11 protein-coding genes are annotated in these 16,941 nt (G+C 62.6%); 6 read left to right on the top strand and 5 right to left on the bottom strand.

Annotated features, from left to right (window positions below):
• Positions 1-117: 117 nt before the first annotated feature.
• From ACS8YF_RS01670 to ACS8YF_RS01645, 6 genes are all read left to right on the top strand, one after another.
• Positions 118-2,901, top strand: a complete 2,784-nt coding sequence (locus tag ACS8YF_RS01670; RefSeq protein ID WP_440848483.1) for an aminotransferase class I/II-fold pyridoxal phosphate-dependent enzyme — start codon at positions 118-120, stop codon at positions 2,899-2,901.
• 253 nt (positions 2,902-3,154) lie between these two features.
• On the top strand, positions 3,155-4,105 hold the full coding sequence (locus ACS8YF_RS01665; RefSeq protein WP_440848482.1) for a carbon-nitrogen hydrolase family protein: 951 nt from the start codon (positions 3,155-3,157) through the stop codon (positions 4,103-4,105).
• A 14-nt stretch (positions 4,106-4,119) separates the two neighbouring features.
• Positions 4,120-5,625, top strand: coding sequence for a biotin carboxylase (locus ACS8YF_RS01660; protein WP_440848481.1), 1,506 nt, complete (start codon positions 4,120-4,122; stop codon positions 5,623-5,625).
• A gap of 196 nt (positions 5,626-5,821) precedes the next feature.
• A complete protein-coding gene (locus ACS8YF_RS01655) occupies positions 5,822-6,862 on the top strand; it encodes a C45 family autoproteolytic acyltransferase/hydolase (RefSeq protein WP_440848480.1) in 1,041 nt (346 codons plus the stop codon).
• An 83-nt stretch (positions 6,863-6,945) separates the two neighbouring features.
• Entirely contained in the window at positions 6,946-7,083 is a 138-nt protein-coding gene (locus ACS8YF_RS01650; protein WP_440848479.1) for a hypothetical protein, read from the top strand.
• A 271-nt stretch (positions 7,084-7,354) separates the two neighbouring features.
• On the top strand, positions 7,355-10,069 hold the full coding sequence (locus tag ACS8YF_RS01645) for a cation-translocating P-type ATPase (RefSeq protein WP_440848478.1): 2,715 nt from the start codon (positions 7,355-7,357) through the stop codon (positions 10,067-10,069).
• A 26-nt stretch (positions 10,070-10,095) separates the two neighbouring features.
• Here the strand turns inward: ACS8YF_RS01645 and ACS8YF_RS01640 are convergent, their stop codons facing one another.
• The 5 genes from ACS8YF_RS01640 to recQ all read right to left on the bottom strand — a co-directional run bounded on the left by ACS8YF_RS01640 (position 10,096) and on the right by recQ (position 16,939).
• On the bottom strand, positions 10,096-10,545 hold the full coding sequence (locus ACS8YF_RS01640) for a CBS domain-containing protein (protein ID WP_440848477.1): 450 nt from the start codon (positions 10,543-10,545) through the stop codon (positions 10,096-10,098).
• Between the two features lie 148 nt (positions 10,546-10,693).
• Entirely contained in the window at positions 10,694-11,440 is a 747-nt protein-coding gene (locus tag ACS8YF_RS01635; protein ID WP_440848476.1) for a YbaY family lipoprotein, read from the bottom strand.
• Between the two features lie 58 nt (positions 11,441-11,498).
• Positions 11,499-12,167 carry a DNA-3-methyladenine glycosylase I gene (locus ACS8YF_RS01630; protein ID WP_440848475.1) on the bottom strand — a complete coding sequence of 223 codons (669 nt, stop codon included), beginning with the start codon at positions 12,165-12,167 and terminating at the stop codon, positions 11,499-11,501.
• Positions 12,168-12,285: 118 nt separating this feature from the next.
• Entirely contained in the window at positions 12,286-14,355 is a 2,070-nt protein-coding gene (gene betT, locus ACS8YF_RS01625; RefSeq protein ID WP_440848474.1) for a choline BCCT transporter BetT, read from the bottom strand.
• Between the two features lie 778 nt (positions 14,356-15,133).
• Complete coding sequence (gene recQ, locus ACS8YF_RS01620; RefSeq protein ID WP_440848473.1) at positions 15,134-16,939, bottom strand: DNA helicase RecQ; 1,806 nt, start codon at positions 16,937-16,939, stop codon at positions 15,134-15,136.
• Positions 16,940-16,941: the final 2 nt, after the last annotated feature.

Raw genomic sequence — 16,941 nt, 5'->3', positions numbered from 1 at the left:
TTTCACGTCTGCCGTGGGCGTTCGGCTGGTTGCCGTCGCCCGGGTCAATTCCCGGAACTCAAGGGTGCGCGCCCGTCCGGTCTGCCGGAACCACTGCGAATCAAATACGGTAGCGTCATGACAACAACGACTCGAACCGAAGCGCCGCACACCGCGCTGGGCTTCTATCACAAGATTTCGCATCTGCGTTCCGATACCTGGAACGCGTTGACACATGATCTGGCCGATGTCTTGCGCTCGGACAAGCCGCGTCAGACCCGCAGGCTGGTCAAGGCGATCGGCATCAAGCTGACGCGGCTCGAGATTATCGAGGATTATCACGCCTTTCCTTCCAGCGAAGACTTTCGCCATCTGTGGTCGCTGTTCAACCAGCGGCAATACGCCCAGCTCGACAAGGTGGTCAACCGTCTTGTGCGCGCACTGGTCAGCGAGTCGTATCGGCGCCGGCCGATCGACCTGAGCGATACCGACGCCGAGGATATCGAGAACCACGACGCCCTGGCCCGCTTCCGGCGCGGCCACCCCGGGTTCAACTCCTCGGCCCAGCCCTACTTCGAAGTGCTGCTTGTCGACAATCTGTCGGCCGATGAGGACGAGGTGGTGCGCGACGCCTTCTACCGCATGCGCCGTGAAGAAGATCGGTTTGTCTATGACGTGGTCACGGTACGCAGCTTCGAGGATGCGCTGATCGCCGTATTGATCAACCCCAATATCCAAGCGTGCCTGATCCGCTACGAGTTTCCCTACAAGTCGAAATACAACCTCAGCGCCATTCGGCGGACGCTGGAAGGCCTGTCGGAAATGGATCTGGAAAACCAGCCGGCTTCCGAGCGGAGCATCCAGCTGGGCGCCATGATCCACCAGCTGCGTCCGGAAATCGATCAGTTCCTGGTGACCAATGGCGAAGTGGAGTCCACCGCCAGCCGCGATATCGATTACTTCACCCGTATCTTCTATCGCGAAACCGACTACATCGAGCAGCACCACACCATCCTGCGGGCAATCGACAACCGCTATCGCACGCCATTCTTCGACGCCCTGCGGGAATACAGCCGCAAGCCCACCGGCGTTTTTCATGCCATGCCCATCTCGCGGGGCAAGTCGATCACCCGGTCCCACTGGGCCGGCCAGATGATCGACTTCTACGGCATCAACATCTTTCTGGCGGAAACATCGGCGACCTCGGGCGGGCTCGACTCACTGCTGCAACCCTACGGGCCGATCAAGCGCGCGCAGGAATACGCCGCCCGCGCGTTCGGCTCGCGCGAGAGCTTCTTCGTCACCAACGGCACCTCCACGGCAAACAAGATCGTGGTGCAGGCGCTGGTCAAGCCCGGCGATGTCGTACTGGTGGACCGCGACTGCCACAAGTCGCATCACTATGGCCTGGTACTGACCGGCGCCTACGCGAGCTATCTGGATTCCTATCCGCTCGACGATTACTCGATGTACGGTGCCGTCCCGCTGAAGACGATCAAGAAGACGCTGCTGGAATACAAGCGCGCGGGCCGGCTCGACCAGGTCAAGATGCTGTTGCTGACCAACTGCACCTTCGATGGCATCGTTTACGACACGCGGCGGGTGATGGAAGAGTGTCTGGCTATCAAGCCCGACCTCATGTTCCTCTGGGACGAAGCGTGGTTTGCCTTTGCCACATTCAACCCGACCTATCGCCCCCGCACGGCGATGAACGCCGCCGGCACCCTGCGCGATCGTTATCGCAGCACCGCCTATCGCCGGGAATATGCCGCCTGGAAAGCACGCTTCGACGCGCTCGACCCGGACGATGACGCAACCTGGCTCGAGCAGCGTCTGCGACCGGATCCGGATCAGGTGCGCATTCGGGTCTATGCAACCCACTCCACCCACAAGACGCTGACCTCACTGCGTCAGGGTTCGATGATCCATATCTACGATCAGGACTTTCGCCAGAAGGTGGAGTCCACCTTCCACGAAGCCTACATGACGCATACGTCGACCTCGCCGAACTACCAGATTCTGGCGTCGCTTGACGTGGGACGCATGCAGGCCGAGATGGAAGGCTTCGAACTGGTCAATTCGCAGATCGAAACGGCACTGTCGCTACGCGAGCAACTGTACAGCCATCCCCTGCTCAAGAAGTATTTCGAGGTCCTCAAGAACGGCGACATGATCCCGCCCGAATATCGCCAGTCGGGCGTGCACACCTTCTACGACCGCCATCGGGGCTGGCATCAGATGGAGGAGGCCTGGGCACAGGACGAGTTCGTGGTCGACCCGACCCGGGTGACCATCGCGATCGGCAATACCGGGGTCGACGGCGACCAGTTCCGGACCGACTACCTGATGAACCAGTTCGGCATCCAGATCAACAAGACCTCGCGCAATACCGTGCTGTTCATGACCAACATCGGGACTTCGCGCAGCTCGATCGCCTACCTGATCGATGTCCTCATCCGGCTGGCCAAGGATTTCGAGCGCCGCTGGGAAGACAGTGGCCGCAGCGAACGCAAGGTGATCGAGCACCGGATCCACTCATTGACCCGCGAACTGCCGCCTTTGCCCGATTTCAGTCGTTTTCACGACGCGTTCCGGCCCTGGCCCGACAGCACGACGCCCGAGGGGGATATCCGGCGTGCGTATTTCCTGAGCTACGACGACAACAATACCGATTATCTGCGCTTCGACAACGGTGCCCTGCAGCGCGAGTTGCAGGACGGCCGCGAAGTCGTTTCGGCCAGTTTCGTCATCCCCTATCCGCCGGGTTTTCCGGTACTCGTGCCAGGCCAGGTGATCAGCCAGGAAATCATCGATTTCCTCACCGCGCTGGATGTCAAGGAAGTGCACGGCTACCGGCCCGAACTGGGCCTGCTGATCTTCAACGAGCAGGCGCTCGCGCGCGCCGCGGAGCATCCGGCATGAGAAGACCACAGACGATCCGGTTTCGAGGCGCACCGGCATCGGTCTGCGCTGCGACAGGCGCGCGACGCTCGGCGTGCTGGCCCGGCGAAACTATTTTCGCCGGCCCGGGAGTGCCGTGTCGGGCGATGTTTGCAGTACTTCGGGCCCTCGGCACACGCGTCGGTCGCGTGATCGCGGCGCCGATCCGGGACGTGACCCACACTCTTGGTTTACCCTTCAGATTATCAACCGAACTTTTTAAAAGAAGAGGCATATGACGCCATTCGCCATTGCAGGCATTCAGATGTACGTCTCGGCAACGCAGAGCAACGTCGAGGGCATGAAAAATCGCATCGACGCGCTCATGGCGGTTTATCCGTGGGTGCAGATGGTGACGTTCAGCGAGCTTGCCGCCTGCGGCCCGCTGCCGTCGAAAGCGCAGGCCCTGCCCGGCTCGGCGGAAACCGCGCTGGCCGAAGCCGCCGCCAAGCACCAGATCTGGCTGGTGACCGGCTCGATGTTCGAACGGGCCGACGACGGCCTCATCTACAACACGGCGTCAGTCATCGACCCGACCGGCCATGTCGTCGGTCGCTACCGAAAGATGTTCGTGTTCGAGCCCTACGAACAGGGCATCACGCCGGGCAACGAGTTCTTCGTATTCGACGTGCCCGAGGTGGGCCGCTTCGGCATGACGATCTGCTACGACACCTGGTTTCCGGAAGTCACCCGGACACTGGTCAGCATGGGGGCCGAGGTGATTCTGCGTCCGACGTTGACCTCATCCATCGACCGCGATGTGGAACTTTCGATCACGCGTGCCAACGCCGCGGTCAATCAGTGTTACCTGTTCGATATCAACGGTCTCGGCGCCGGTGGCTACGGCCGCTCCATCGTATGCAGCCCGCACGGCCAGGTGCTTCATCAGGCCGGCAGCAGTGAGGAATTCATCCCGCTGGAAATCGACTTCGATACCGTACGCCGATCGCGCGAACGAGGTTTGCTGAGTCTTGGGCAACCCTTGAAGAGTTTTCGGGACAAACCGGTCGAATTCGCGATTTATCAGGCGGGCGCCCAATCGCCCTATCTCGACTCACTGGGGCCACTGAAAAAGCCTGAGCGCATATGTATCAATGCCGGTTCAGAAGCATCCGATGGCGCGTCATCAGGCGCCTACTCCAGCGTCGTATCCGACACCGATACGCCGCCGAACGACAATCCATAACCAGGGAGACAGCCATGGAGAATCAGAACACCGCGCCCGTTGTCCAGTCGACCCGGACGCTCCACGGCCTGTCCGATATCCGGCGGTTCTTCCGGCGCAACGACACGCCGATCTATTTCATCAGCGCGACGAACTTCAACCTGCTGGGCGCGGATGAATGGGTACATCACTTCAAGTACATCAATTACATCGATTGCTTCGACGGCCAGCACCCGAATCTGTTCGTGCCGCCGGAAATCGCGCATACCGAGTTCCAGAGCATCGAGGACATCAACAACTATCTGCTCGAACACAAGGCCGTGGCCGATTACGTCCGCAGTCGCGGGCCCGGAAAGGCGCTGTTCCTGATGTTCGACGAAAACACCGAGAGACTCGCCCGCGAACTGGATCTGGAAGTCTGCCTGCCACCGGCCCGTCTGCGCCAGCATCTGGACGACAAGCTGGTGACCACCCGAATCGCGGAAGCTGCAGGTATCGACTGCGTTCCCAACGTGATGGCCGCCGTGGACTCCTATGACGACCTGCGCCGGCTTGCCGCGGACCTGGGGCCGGATCTCGTGGTGCAGACCGCGTTCGGCGACTCAGGGCATACCACCTTCATGATCTCCGATGAGGAAGACTGGGCCGAGCACGCCGACGAGATCGTCGGCGCCGGCGACGTCAAGATCATGAAACGCATCAAGCCCCGCGGCACCGCCGTCGAAGCCTGCGTCACGCGGCACGGCACAATCGTGGCCCCGATCATGACCGAGCTGGTGGGCTTTCCCGAGCTCACGCCCTATGAAGGGGGCTGGTGCGGTAACGAGATATTCGCCAACGCCTTCAACGCGGATCTGCGGGATCAGGCGCGCGACGCCACCCTGGCGATGGGCGAATGCCTCAAGCGCGAGGGCTATCTCGGCTATTTCGAGCTGGACTTCCTGATCGATCGCGATACCGACAAGCTCTATCTCGGCGAGATGAATCCGCGCATCACGGGTGCCAGCTCCATTACCAACCACGCCGCGTTTTCGTTGTCGGACATGCCGTTGTTCATGTTTCATCTGCTGGAGTGGATGGACGTGGATTACACGCTCGACGTCGATGAAATCAATCGGCGCTGGGCCGAGCCGGACAACATCGACTCCTGGGGCCAATTGGTACTCAAGCACACGGCGGATGCGGTCGGCGTCATCACCCAGGCGCCACCGACCGGCATCTGGCGCATGGATGCGGACGGCCAAATCAGCTTCTCACGCTATGACACCCATCGTTACCATGTGGAAAGCGAGGCCGAGGCCTTGTTCGTGCGCATCGCCGGTGTCGGCGACTACTGGTACGAAGGCGCGGATCTGGGCATACTGGTGACGCGCGGACGCCTGATGAATGACGATTTCGAACTCAACCCGCGCGCTCGTGCCTGGATTGACGGGATCAAGTCGCATTTCCAGGCATCGGCTGCCAGCGCCGAGAACCAGGGGCACCTCGCGCCGGGTGCCTTGAAAGCTCATCCTGTACCGGGCTCTTTCAAGCTGTTGTAGCGGCGCCCGCGCCGCGGCGCAGGTTGAGTAAAAGCGCGACGGGCCGATCGATCCGCCCGTCGCGAGAACGCCTTGCTTCGCCCCGAACACGGACCGAGTGTCGGTCGCGTTATGCCAGGACGAGGCATCATGTGCCGGCGTGGCGCGTCTTCCCCATTCACCACGGCCGACGCCGGTCCGAACAGAGGTTCCCGGGATGAGCACGCCGACTTCGCCCATGGCCCATATACCGAGCACGTTTCACCTGGCCTCGATCGAGGAAGACGAACCGGGCGCCAAATGGCAGGCCCTTTTCGACGCACACTGGCCGCCGTATCAGACGTGGTTTCTTTCCGAAGGCGAACGCGCGCGTCCGGGCTATATGACTTCGTTGCGAAACCTCCGCGCGTACATGCCGGAGCTGTTGTCGACCTACGACAAACTGGTGGATCTCGCCGGCGGCGGCGATCTCGCGGCGCGTTTTCTGAGCTTCTATCGCCCGCCGCCCTATCTGCTGGGGTGCTCGCAGGCGGTATGGGCCGGGCCCGAGCCGGCGCTGATTCGCAATTACGACTACAGCCCCATTCTGTTTGAATGGGCACTGCTGAAAACCCGCTGGTTGCGCCCGGTCATCGCGATCAGCGATTGTCTCTGGGGCGTACTGGACGGCATCAACGATGCCGGACTCGCGATCTCGCTCGCGTTCGGCGGGCGCAAGACCACGGGCGACGGTTTCGGCGTGCCGCTGGTGCTGCGCTACATACTGGAAACATGCGACAACGTCCGTGAGGCCTGTTTCGTGTTGCGGCGTGTCCCGGTCCACATGACATACAACCTGACACTGCTGGATCGCGCCGGCATATTCGTCACCGCGTATCTGGCCCCCGATCGCAAGCCACGCTTCGTGCGGTCGCCGGTCAGCACCAACCATCAGGATCGCATCGAGTGGCCGGCCTACGCCCGTATGAGCGCGAGCATCGAGCGCCGCGCCTTCCTCGAAGAGCGCCTGGCCGATCCGAGCGAAACCGAAAGCCGATTCGTGAACCGCTTCCTGGAGCCCCCGATTCATCGCATCCGCTACGAGCGGGCCTTCGGCACGCTCTATACCGCAGTCTATCGTCCGACCGAAGCACGCGTGGAATACCACTGGCCGGGCCACCGGGTGCTGCAGCAGTCGTTCGCGTCGTTCGAGGAAGGGCTCGAAACCATCCATCTGGGCGAAGCGACTATCGGGAAAGTGGGTGTCGGGCACTTTTAATGCGTTTCCGTCGCCCTTTCGAGTTCCTGGCGGACCTCACCGTATCGCCGGCTCGCCCTGAACGCCGGCCAGTCGGTCGGTAGTTGCGCGGCTATTCGCACGATTTGTTTGGCCGCGCGACGTGCCCGGACCAGGTGCGTGCTTACTGCCACATGGATATTGACGCGGCGGCCGACGGCATCGAGATAGCGCTGGCCGACATGCAGCTGTTCGGCCAGTAACCATTATCGGAGGTCTATCATCGTGCGCGATATGCAACCTCATTCGCCGTCAGTACGATCTGCAGCATGCAAATCGGGCGGCCGCCAGGTAGTGCCGGGAGCGGCTTGACTTCAATCAATGCCCTCGCTCCGAAACCCGTTAGCGTGAAAAGGGGCGAGTCGGGCCTGTGACTGAGTCGCGGTTCCGTACGAAGACGCACAGCGCAATGCATCGACAGGACCGCCCCGCACTTTTGCGCCGCATCGCAAGACCACGTCGGGCTGATTACTCATGGACTCATCGAATTGGCACGAGCTTGAGTGCGAACATGCGTTGCAGGCCCTCGAGACTGCGCCCGAGGGCCTCTCGCCAGCCCAGGCGCAGGCCCGACTCGTTCGCTACGGCGAGAACAGTGTGCCGATCCCCCCGCCGGAAAGTGCGTTACGGCGACTGGGTCGTCAATTCCGGAATCTGCTGATCTGCGTGCTCATGAGCGCCGGCGTGGCCACGTTGTTCCTTCGGCACTGGGTGGATTCCGGGGTTATTTTCGGCGTGGTCTTGATAATGGTGCTGATCGGCGCCTTTCAGGAGGGTCGCGCCGAGAAGGCGTTGCGGGCCATTCAGGCGCTGCTCTCGCTCGAGGCCGTCGTCATCCGCGCGGGGCGACTGCAGCGCGTGCCGACCCGGGAGATCGTGCCGGGGGATATCGTGCGCCTGAATGCCGGCGACTGCGCGCCGGCCGATCTTCGGCTGTTGCGAGCGCACCAGGTACGGGTCGACGAGTCCCCCTTGACCGGCGAATCCGCCCCGGTGGCCAAGAGCGTGGATCCGGTGCCAATGCAAACACCGCTCGCCGAGCGCAGCAACATGGTCTATTCCGGTACGCACCTCACACAAGGTCGTGCCATCGGCATCGTGATTGCCACCGGTGCCCGGACCGAGATCGGTCGTATCGCGCGGCTGGCGGAGGATATCAACGAAACACGCACGCCATTAATGGGCCAGATGTCCGATCTATCGCTCAAACTCACGGTCGGCATCCTGTTGCTGGCGATCGTGACATTCGGCATCGGCTGGCTGGGGCGCAGCGGCAGCTTCGAAGAACTCTTCCTCGCCGCTGTCGCATTGGCGGTGGCGGCGATACCGGAGGGCCTGCCCGCGGTGATCACGATCACACTGGCGATCGGCGTACAACGCATGGCGCGACGCAACGCGATCATTCGTCGTCTCTATGCGGTGGAAACACTCGGCGCCGTCGACGTGATCTGCTCGGACAAGACGGGCACACTGACTTACAACCAGATGATGGTTCGCTGCGTCGTGCTGGCCGGTGACCGGCTCACGGTCGACGGTGACGGCTATGCACCGATGGGAACCATTCAATCGGCGACACATCGCCCCCTGGCCGATGTGGCAGCCGATCTGGCTCGTTTGCTCACGGCGGCCGTGCTCTGCAACGACGCTGAACTGAAATCGCAACCAGACTGGCACGTGGTTGGCAGTGCGACCGAAGGCGCGCTTCTGACGCTCGCCACCAAGGCCGGTCAGGATGTCGATGCCATCCGGGCCGCGTATCGGCGACTCGACATCATGCCGTTCGAGTCGGAAAGCCGGTTCATGGCGACGCTTCACCGCGATCAGCAGGACACCGGGTGGATCACGCTCAAGGGCGCGCCGGAATCTGTCGTGGTTCGATGCACCGCGCAAATGCGCAACGGCCTGCCTGAGCCGCTGGATGCGAATTATTGGACGGGCCATCTGACCGCGCTCGCCGACACCGGCCAGCGTACGCTCGCCATAGCGCAGCGCGAAGTCGCACACCACACGGCGGGCCTGCGGTCCGACGATCTCGATTCGGATCTCGTGCTGCTGGGCCTGGTCGGCATCCAGGATCCGCCACGACCGGAGGCAATCGAAGCGGTCCAGCGCTGCCGTGCGGCGGGTATCGACATCAAGATGATCACCGGCGACCACGCCGCTACGGCTCGAGCTATCGGCGCGCAGTTCGGTCTCGGTCAAACCGCTCCGGTGCTCAGCGGCACCGATATCGATGCCATGGATGAACAGTCGCTCCAGGAAAGTACGCGCACGGCTGACGTCTATGCTCGCACCACCCCCGAGCACAAACTCCGCCTGGTCAGGGCGTTGCAGGCCAGAGGGTGCATCGTGGCCATGACCGGAGACGGGGTCAACGACGCGCCGGCCCTGAAACAGGCCGAAGTCGGCATAGCGATGGGTCGACGCGGTACGGATACTGCTCGGCAAGCCGCGCACGTGATCCTGACTGACGATAATTTTGTCTCGATCGCCGACGCTGTCGAACAGGGCCGTACCGTCTACGACAACATCCGAAAATCGGTACTCTACATAATGCCGACCGGGCTGGCGGAAGCAATGGTGGTCGTTCTGGCCACCCTGTTCGGCCTGACCCTGCCGCTGACGCCGCTGCAGATTCTCTGGGTCAACACCATTACGGCCACCACGCTTGGGCTGGCGCTGGCTTTCGAGCAGCCAGAGCAGGATCTGATGCGCAGGCGTCCGCGCGGCGCCCGCGACGCCATAGTCAACGGCCTGCTGGTGTGGCGCATCGTCTTTGTCACGCTCGTTATTGTGGCTGGGACGTTCGCGCAGTTCATCTACGCGATCGACCGCAGCTTGCCACTGGACCAGGCGCGGACGGTCGCGGTCAATACGCTGGTCATGTTCGAGATCTTCTACTTGTTCAGCAGCCGTTTCATCGTGAATCGGTCACTCAGCTGGCAAGGATTCATCGGCAATCGTTACGTTCCGGCGGCGGCGGTGGCCACCCTGGCGCTCCAGGCCCTGTTTACCTACGCCCCGCCCCTGCAATTGCTGTTCGATACACGAGGCATCGGGGCGCTATCCTGGATCGGGCTTACTCTCACCGCGTCGTCAGTGCTGTTTCTGGTGGAAATCGAGAAAGCGATCCTGCGGTATGCACACAAAGACCGGGGTCGCCCGGTAACCACCCGTCCGACCGCATGACCCTCGTCCGCTTCCGAGCTCGCACGCTAACGGCGGGCGCGTGTCTCCTGCCAGATTTCGTTGCCGACCAGGGTACGCATCCGATCCATTGATTCGGCAAACCACTCGAGAATGTCGTCCAGCGTAATGATGCCGCGGAGATAGCACTCGGCGTCCACGACCGGCAGTCGCCGCACCCCCAGTTCAGCCATGCATTCCATCGCTTCCCAGATGTCGGCCGATTCATCGATGGTTTCGATAGGCGTCTGAACGATATCGCCAACCGCGAGCGAATCGATCGGTACGTCCTGAGCCAGCACTTCGATCACCAGATCCCGATCGGTCACGACGCCCACCAGCGCCGACTCCTTCTCGTCGGATTCGACAATGACCAGCGAGCCGACGTGGTATTTGCGCATCAGCGCCGCGGCATCACGGATACGGGTATGCCGGGGTGTGGTGACCACGTTCTTTTCGCAGAACCGCGCGACTTCCACCTGAGACTCCGTGTAAGCGTAAACGACGCCACCATGGTCATCGATCGTGCCGGCGAGATATTGATTCAGATCAAAGCGCGGAAGTCCGGAGCGCCGACCGCGCCGTAATGCGCTTCGGCGCGTGTACGGGGCAGCCGCGCCGGTGCGGCTACGGGCTGTCGCCGCGCGACGATGACGAACGCGGGGTCTTTGCCTGGTGGCCGGCACCCGAATCGTCGTCCGGGGCCTGCCCGGGGCCGGGATTGCCGTTGCCGGGGGGCGTTGGGATCTTGCCCTGTGCCACGCAGTTCATGTGGCTCGCGCCATCGATATTGAGCGTGATCTTGTCGTGGCCAAATGTAAGCTGGTCACCGTGATCGTCGGCGTAGACGGCCGTATGCGCGCCGCTGTCTTTCCTGGCGTCCAGGGTGATCTGCCGCTTGCCCATGTGCAATACGGCTTGCTTGGGGGTGTTGGTCATATCGAAGCGGAAATCGTCATCGCATCGATAATGCCGGAAATCCCCGCCCGCAGCGGAGTCGTTCGCCTGCAGCATCAGCAGCGCCGGCTTTCGTTGTTCGCGCGGCGTGACGGCCTGGGGTACGGGCGTTTGCCAACGCACGTCGCCCCCCTTGTCCATGATCTGTGCCGATAGACCGTACTGGCCGCCGCTGCCGAGCAACGCGGATCCGACCGAAATATTGAAGCTGACCGGCAGTTTGCCCAGATCGTGCAGCGTGCGCTCGGCCACAATGCGATTCTCGCCGCCGCCGACATCGTGCTCGATCAGGCTGATACGCGCGCTGGCATGATTCGGGAGTTTGCCATCGCCCGCAAGCGCAAGCCGGCCGCGAATATGCACATCCTGGGGCTGGCTCGAGCCGCAGCCGGCCAGAATGCCGACTGTCGCCATCATTGAGGCGACGATGAGCGCTCGGGCGCTTCTTCGGAGTTTTACCATCAAACCGTCTATTTCAGTCGATCGAAAATGCAAGTATCTGACTCAGTTGGCAATACGGTCGCCCAGACAGTTCGTTCCACATATTGAATAGTGCCTGAATACGCTGGTGCGCGCTCCGGGTGTTTGTTTTGCCGGAATAAACCTGCCATTGCGACATCGCCCGCGCCACCCAGTCGGTCAACAAGAAGGTATCCTTGCCGGCCATGCGGAGAAAGGCCGGACCGGACTGGCCGCCGAGCTGGGCGAAGCGTGTCTTGAGCTCGGCCCAGAGTTCGACGATCTCGTCCTCGGGCCACTCCGCCAGCCAGAAGCCGAAGCTGCCGAACTCGTCGACGATCGCCTGCATGGCCCGTGCGTTGTCGCGTACGGCAAATATCTTCCGGCGATGGCGGATCAGCTGCTCGTCGCTGGCCAGTCGTTTGAGATCGTCCTCGCTGAGCGCGGCAACGGCTTCCAGCCGGAAATCATCGAACGCCGCCTCGAACGCCGGCCAGCGTGCGTCGACCAGGCGATGGGTCAGGCCGGCGCGAAAAATACGCCGGCACATCACCGATAAATAGCGGTCATCGCCGATCATGGCGAGGCTTTCCGGCGGCTCCGGCCGCACCAGCGCCGCCTCGAGTTCCGCGCTGCCGCCCAGGCGTGCGCAGGCAGCGGATTCGATCCTGTCGAATTCGATCATGGGCTCGTCGCGGTAAGAGATTGTGCACAATTGTACGCGCAATGGACCAGCCAAGGGCCGGTTGCCAACGCACACGGCAACAGGCCGGCCCGGGCCGCGTGGTTCGCGGCGCTCGGAATCAGTGCTTGGCCGGGTCCGGCGCATCCGGCAGCGCCGAGTCGCCGGGCACCTCACGCGTCAGATGCAGAAAATGCAGATGACTCTCGTACTGATCGAGAATATCGTCGATGACCTGATCCTTGGAGTAGTTCATCAGGTCGTAGCCCTGCGTGCCTTCGGTGAGAAACACTTCGAGGCGGTAGTAATAGGCATTGGATCGCGATGCGCGCATGGCGAACGTGGGGGTCTGGAACTGGCGGGGCCAGGCCTGATAATTGAAATCGGGCTCGTCGTCCAGTCCGACGCGAAGCGCGGCATGACGCGCCTCGCCCTCGCCCTGGGTGAACACATCGACCTTGACGCCCTGCGCGCGCAATTCCGCGGCCACGGCATCCATCGCGGGCCGGACCGCTTCGTCCAGATAGCGCATCACGTGGCGATAGCTGGGAAAACTCATCGCCCGCGACACGCGCGTGGTCCAACTGACCGCATCGCGCCCGCCGGTGCGGCTCGACAGGTGGCCGGGCAGGCTCACGCGTTGGCTGTCGAATTTGTAGGCTTCGATCTTCAGCGCCTTCCACAGGCCCGCCATCATGAAGAACAGGACGACCGAAAACGGCAGACCGGTGACGACGACCGCGCTCTGCAGCGCGGATAACCCGCTCGTGCCCGATCCGGCCAGCAACAGGGCCAAGGTCACGACGCCGATGATCGACGCCCAGATGACACGCATCCACACCGGCGCGTCGCTGTTGACGTCGGCGAGCTGCGAGGTGAAGTTGGACAGTACCAGGGCCCCGGAGTCGCCGGAGGTGACGAAGAACACAATCCCGAGGATGGTGACCCCGATCGTCGACAGCATCGGAAACGGCAGCTGATTGAGGAACAGATAGACGCCGGACGGCGGGTTGTTCATCACCTGCTGGCCGAAGTCGCCGCCGCCGTGCATGACCATGTCGAGGGCCGAATTACCCAGCAACGACATCCAGATCATCATGAAGATGATCGGCAGTGTCATGGTGCCGGCTACGAATTCGGCGATCGTGCGCCCGCGCGAGATTCGCGCCAGGAAAAGCCCGACGAACGGGCCCCACGCGATCCACCAGGCCCAGAAGAACAGCGTCCACCCGTCGAGCCAGCCGGCCGGCGCCGCGTAGGAGAAGGTGTTGGTCGATAGACTCACGAAGTGCGTGAGGTAGTCGCCGACGTTGGTGACGAAGGTGTTGAGCAGAAACAGGGTGCGCCCCGTGAACAGGACAAAAAGCAGCAACACGATCGCCAGCAGGATATTGAACTCCGACAGGCGGCGAATTCCCTTTTCCACCCCTGTGACCGCCGAAATGGTGGCGAACGCAATGATCGCGACCACCAGACCGACCTGCGTCCAGATATTGGCCGCAATGCCGAACATGTAATGCATGCCGAAGTTCAGCTGCACGATGCCGATCCCCAGGGCGGCGGCAATGCCGAACACGGTGGCGACGACGGCGGTGATGTCGACCGTGTGCCCGATCCAGCCGTAGATGCGATTGCCGAACAGCGGGTACAGGGCCGAACGGATAGTCAGCGGCAGATCGTAGCGATAGGAGAAAAACGCGAGCGACATGCCGACCAGCGAGTAGATCGCCCAACCGGAGATTCCCCAATGCAGGAAGGTGATCTCGATGGCGTGCCGTGCGGCCATGGCCTGGTCGGCCGGCGCGTCGGGGGCATTGTAGAACTGGGTGATGGGCTCGGCGATGCCGTAGAAAATGACCCCGATGCCGATGCCCGCGGAGAACAGCATGGCGGACCATGAAAAAAGATTGAAATCCGGCCGGGACTGTTCCGGTCCGAGCCGGATGCGACCGAACCGCGACACCGCAACCCCGATCACGAAGACCAGGTATATGATCACCGTCAGGAAGTAGTACCAGCCGAATGTGGCCGATATCCAGCTTTTCACCGCACTGATCGCGGCTTGCGCCTGCGCCGTGAAAATCATCGTCCATAGCGAGAACACCACGATGGTGATCGCGGAGCCGTAGAACACGATCGGATTGAGACGATCTTCCGCCGGCTTACGCTCGGATGAGAGGGGCTGACTCATGTTGCTCCTGGCACGTGAATTTGCCGGGTGCACTCGCGTTGCGCCGTCGCGCGACGTGTTGAACCGACGTCCACGTCGCGCCCGTCACAGGGCTCGCTGCCGTGATGGCGCGCTACGGAGGCCCGGAATCGCGGTTTACCGCCGAAGGGCTGGCCGGCCGGGTACCCGGAATGCCGGCGTAGACTGCCGCCATTCGATTTAGCGTGCAAATGAAACGCCGGATCCGCACGCGCCGCGACAGCCGCAGCAATGTGCTGTGCCAGGTATTTTGTCGCATGCAGCGAGGCGGCGCGCGTTCACGGCAAGGCGCGACGCCCCGGCCCCGGGCATCATCCCCGTGGCCAAGCGGCGTTCGGGCCAGCGGGGCCTATTAATCCGGCATCCAAACAGCCGACTTCATCCGCTGTTTTCAAAGACTTCGCGGCCAATGGCCACGCCGAGCATGCGGTCGCATGCTCGCGCTATTAGGGCCTGTTGCCGTTTCGTCCGCGTCCGCGCCAAGCGCTGTTTTGCGGCAAGACGAGGCGCAGTGAGTGCGGCGTAGTGAGTCTACGCGAGCGAGTTGCAACGCTGGATTGTGGCAAAACAGCGCTTGTCCCTTCGGGTTGGGCCGCCCATAAAATCAACCAGGGCGCCGATACGGCGTTGCGCGTCTTGATCGTGGCACGCCACGACCGGCGACGCGCGCCTTGTCTCGACGGATTTGCGGTCTCCAACGCGGCACGTGTACGAAACGGCAACAGGCCCTAACCGAAAAATCATCTATTTTTGTGCCGGGTTAATAACTCACATGTTGCGCTATGGTCTCGACGAACGCGCGGCCATAAGCGTCGCGTTTCTTTTCGCCCACGCCCGGCACATCCGACAACTCGGCGACATCGGTGGGCCGCCGCGCAAGCATCTCGCGCAGCGTGGCATCATGGAAGATCACGTAGGGCGGCACATCCTGCTCGCGCGCCAACTCCAGCCGCAGCGCCCGCAATGCCTCCCAGAGCGGCTCATCCTCGATCTCGATCGGCGGCAGCGCCTTCCTGACCGCCCGGCGCGAGCGTTTGCCGCTGCGATCCACCCGCAGCTCCAGCGTTTGCTCGCCGCGGAGCAACTCGCGACAGCCGGTGGCCAGTTGGAGGCCACCGTAGGCCTGCTCGACGTGAATATAGCCGAGCGCAATCAGTTGCCGCATGATCGAACGCCACTGCTTGGCCGAAAGATCGTCGCCGATCCCGGCTGTCGACAGCGCGTCATGCCCGAGCTCGCGCGCGCGATCCGAGTGTGCGCCGCGCAGATGATCCACGACATAGCCCGTACCGAAGCGTTGGCCGGTGCGATATATCGCCGATAGCGCCATGCGCGCATAGCGGGTGGCGTCATAGGTTTCCGGCGGATTGAGACAGGTGTCACAGTTGCCGCAGGCGGTCTCGCATTGCTCGCCGAAATAACCGAGCAGGTTGATACGTCGGCAGCTGGCGATTTCGCAGTATGCGAGCATCGCATCCAGCTTGGCCCGCTCGACCCGCTTGCGGTCTTCGGCGGCTGCGCCCTGCTCGATCATGCGGCGCCGCTGTACGGCATCGCCGAGCCCGTAGAGCATCCAGGCCGTCGCGGGTTCGCCGTCGCGACCGGCTCGACCGGTTTCCTGATAATAGGCTTCGATGCTGGCCGGCAGATCGAGATGCGCCACGAATCGCACGTCGGGCTTGTCGATGCCCATGCCAAAGGCGACCGTCGCACAGATGATCACGCCTTCCTCGCGTAGAAACCGCGACTGGTGATGCTCGCGCATGGCCGGCGACAGACCGGCGTGATAGGGCAACGCCGTATGGCCGGCGCGCGTCATCCACTCGGCGGTGTCCTCGACCTTGCGCCGCGACAGACAATACACAATGCCGGCCTGCCCGGGATGCTCGCGCTCGATGAAGTCGGCGAGTTGTTGTTTGGCGTTGCCGCGCTCGGCCACCCGGTACTGAATGTTCGGCCGATCGAAGCTGTGCAGATAACGCGCCGCGTCTTCCAACGCCAGACGCTCGATGATTTCCGCCCGCGTCGGCAGATCGGCGGTCGCGGTGAGGGCCATGCGCGGCACATCCGGAAACTGCTCGGCCAATGCTGCGAGCTGGCGATATTCCGGCCGAAAGTCGTGCCCCCACTGCGATACGCAATGCGCCTCGTCGATGGCGAACAGCGCGATCGACGAACGCTGCAGGAGATTCAGCATGCGCGGCTGGAGCAGTCGTTCCGGCGCGACATAGACGATATCCAGGGCGCCGCTGGCGACATCGCGTTCGATCGCGGCCTGCGATGCGGCGTCGAGGGTGGAATTCAGATAGGCCGCCGCCACACCCAATTGCCGCAATGCCGCCACCTGATCCGCCATCAATGCGATCAACGGCGACACCACCACCGCGACCCCCGGACGCACCAGCGCCGGGATCTGATAGCACAACGATTTGCCGCCGCCGGTGGGCATCAGCACCAGGGCATCGCCGCCGTCGACGACGTGCGCGATGATATCGGCCTGTTGCCCGCGGAACGCGCTGTAGCCGAAAACCGACGTCAGCACCGATTGCGCCGAGCGCGCTGCCACGA

The sequence above is a fragment of the Salinisphaera sp. SWV1 genome (assembly GCF_052044155.1).
In the GTDB taxonomy this organism is placed as follows: domain Bacteria; phylum Pseudomonadota; class Gammaproteobacteria; order Nevskiales; family Salinisphaeraceae; genus Salinisphaera.
The sequence above is the reverse complement of the archived record's forward strand: the minus strand, read 5'-3'. Positions and strand labels throughout refer to the sequence as shown.

Coding starts and splice junctions, on each gene's coding strand:
- ACS8YF_RS01645 (WP_440848478.1), top strand. CDS start 7,355: ATGGACTCATCGAATTGGCACGAGCTTGAGTGCGAACATGCGTTGCAG.
- ACS8YF_RS01635 (WP_440848476.1), bottom strand. CDS start 11,440: ATGATGGCGACAGTCGGCATTCTGGCCGGCTGCGGCTCGAGCCAGCCC.
- betT (WP_440848474.1), bottom strand. CDS start 14,355: ATGAGTCAGCCCCTCTCATCCGAGCGTAAGCCGGCGGAAGATCGTCTC.
- ACS8YF_RS01670 (WP_440848483.1), top strand. CDS start 118: ATGACAACAACGACTCGAACCGAAGCGCCGCACACCGCGCTGGGCTTC.
- ACS8YF_RS01665 (WP_440848482.1), top strand. CDS start 3,155: ATGACGCCATTCGCCATTGCAGGCATTCAGATGTACGTCTCGGCAACG.
- ACS8YF_RS01655 (WP_440848480.1), top strand. CDS start 5,822: ATGAGCACGCCGACTTCGCCCATGGCCCATATACCGAGCACGTTTCAC.
- ACS8YF_RS01660 (WP_440848481.1), top strand. CDS start 4,120: ATGGAGAATCAGAACACCGCGCCCGTTGTCCAGTCGACCCGGACGCTC.
- ACS8YF_RS01630 (WP_440848475.1), bottom strand. CDS start 12,167: ATGATCGAATTCGACAGGATCGAATCCGCTGCCTGCGCACGCCTGGGC.